Below are 1875 nucleotides of genomic sequence, written 5' to 3'. Positions count from 1 at the left end.
GCGCGGCACTCGATGTGAACACGACGGATTTCACCGGAACGCAAACGCATTTGCGCGTAGTGCCATCACGAGCCAGCAACATGGCAGAACCACCAGCTGAACGAGCAATTTGGGCACCTTACCTGGCAACATTTCCACGCAGTGCACTGTTGTGCCAACTGGAATGTTACGAATCGGCAAAGTGTTACCGATTTTAATTGGCGCTTCGGAGCCATTCACAACAGTTTGACCCAACTGCAGACCGCGAGGCGCAATAATGTATGCGCGCTCGCCATCCGCGTAGCAGATCAAGGCAATGTGGGCAGTACGGTTTGGATCGTACTCAATTGTTTCGACCTTCGCTGGCACACCATCTTTATTGCGCTTGAAATCAACCATACGATAATGCTGCTTGTGACCACCACCCATGTGACGGGTAGTGATGCGACCATTATTGTTGCGGCCTGCAGTCTTTGATTTCTTTTCAAGCAAAGGCGCGTAAGGCTCACCCTTGTGCAAATGGGGATGAACCACTTTCACCATGGCACGGCGGCCGGGTGACGTTGGCTTTAATTTAACTAATGGCATGTTACGCAGCCTCCGAGAAATTAATTTCTTGACCAGCTTTCAGCGCAACATAGGCTTTGCGCACATCGGAGCGACGCCCCATGGTGCGGCCAAAGCGCTTCTGCTTGCCAGCAATGTTAACGACACGCACAGCCTCAACCTCGACCTTGAACAGCAGTTCTACCGCCGCCTTGATCTCGTGCTTTGTTGCAGTGGTGCAAACCTTGAAAGCGATTTGCTCATGCTTATCGGCCAGCATAGTGCTCTTTTCAGAGACGATGGGCGCAAGCAAAATTTTCATTAAACGCTGCGTGTTCATGCGTACATCTCCTGCAGTTTGTCGATTGCCGCACGAGTCGCAACCACTTTCTTGAAATAAATCAGGGAAAGAGGATCAGCGTAACGTGGCTCGACCACTGCCACGTTGGGCAGATTTCTTGAGGCCAGGTAAAGATTTTCATCCACTGAATCAACAATCATCAGCACGGAATCAAGACCCATGCCTTTCAATTTTTGATCAAGCAGCTTGGTCTTTGGCGCTTCCAAGTCCAAAGACTCGACAACGACCAAACGACCCTCACGGCTCAACTGAGACAGGATGGAACAAACACCTGCGCGGAACATTTTCTTGTTCAGCTTCTGAGTGAAGTTCTCATCTGGAGAATTCGGGAAGGTTTTGCCGCCTCCGCGCCACAATGGGCTGGACACCGCACCGGCTCGCGCACGACCCGTACCTTTTTGCTTCCAGGGCTTGCGAGTTGACGCACGCACTTCTGAGCGATCTTTTTGCTGACGCGTACCCTGACGCGCATTGGCCTGATACGCAACAACCAACTGATGAATCAGCGGCTCATTGTATTCGCGACCAAACACCACATCGGACACCTGAACAGTTTGAGAGGCCTGCCCAGAATCACTAATGACTTTCAATTCCATCTGGTTCCCCTTACGCCTTTGCCTTGACAGCTGGCTTAACCAACAACTGGCCACCTTTTGAACCGGGCACTGCACCCTTGATCAAAAGCAAACCACGCTCGGCGTCTACACGCACCACTTCCAAGTTCTGAGTTGTGCGGTTCACGTTACCCAACTGACCAGCCATACGCTTACCAGGAAACACTCGACCCGGATCTTGCGCCATACCGATTGAACCAGGCGCATTGTGCGAAATCGAATTACCGTGGGATGCGCGCTGAGAGCTGAAATGGTGACGCTTGATTGCCCCACTAAATCCTTTACCCTGCGTTACACCACTGACATCAACTTTCTGACCGGGAGCAAAGATTTCCGCGGACACAGCAGCACCAACCTGCAATTCTGCAAGCTTGG

General features: G+C 51.8%; 3 protein-coding genes and 1 pseudogene. All 4 read right to left on the bottom strand.

The genetic code is table 11. The features are described 5' to 3' along the window. Positions 1 to 567: pseudogene (rplB, locus tag LMED105_RS15885) on the bottom strand (50S ribosomal protein L2); the annotation flags it as partial. A 1-nt stretch (position 568) separates the two neighbouring features. Further along, positions 569 to 865, bottom strand: coding sequence for a 50S ribosomal protein L23 (gene rplW / locus LMED105_RS15880; protein WP_008253367.1), 297 nt, complete (start codon positions 863 to 865; stop codon positions 569 to 571). Beyond that, a complete protein-coding gene (gene rplD / locus LMED105_RS15875; protein ID WP_008253364.1) occupies positions 862 to 1482 on the bottom strand; it encodes a 50S ribosomal protein L4 in 621 nt (206 codons plus the stop codon). The genes rplW and rplD overlap by 4 nt, the downstream gene beginning before the upstream one ends. 10 nt (positions 1483 to 1492) lie before the next feature. After that, positions 1493 to 1875: 50S ribosomal protein L3 (gene rplC, locus LMED105_RS15870; protein ID WP_008253360.1), on the bottom strand; the 383-nt coding region annotated here is incomplete at its 5' end.

The organism is Limnobacter sp. MED105, assembly GCF_000170915.1.
In the GTDB taxonomy this organism is placed as follows: domain Bacteria; phylum Pseudomonadota; class Gammaproteobacteria; order Burkholderiales; family Burkholderiaceae_B; genus Limnobacter.
This window is presented reverse-complemented; position numbering and strand designations above follow the sequence as displayed.

Excerpts from the sequence above, each read along its gene's own strand:
- rplW (WP_008253367.1), bottom strand. The coding sequence starts at position 865 with ATGAACACGCAGCGTTTAATGAAAATTTTGCTTGCGCCCATCGTCTCT.
- rplD (WP_008253364.1), bottom strand. The coding sequence starts at position 1,482 with ATGGAATTGAAAGTCATTAGTGATTCTGGGCAGGCCTCTCAAACTGTT.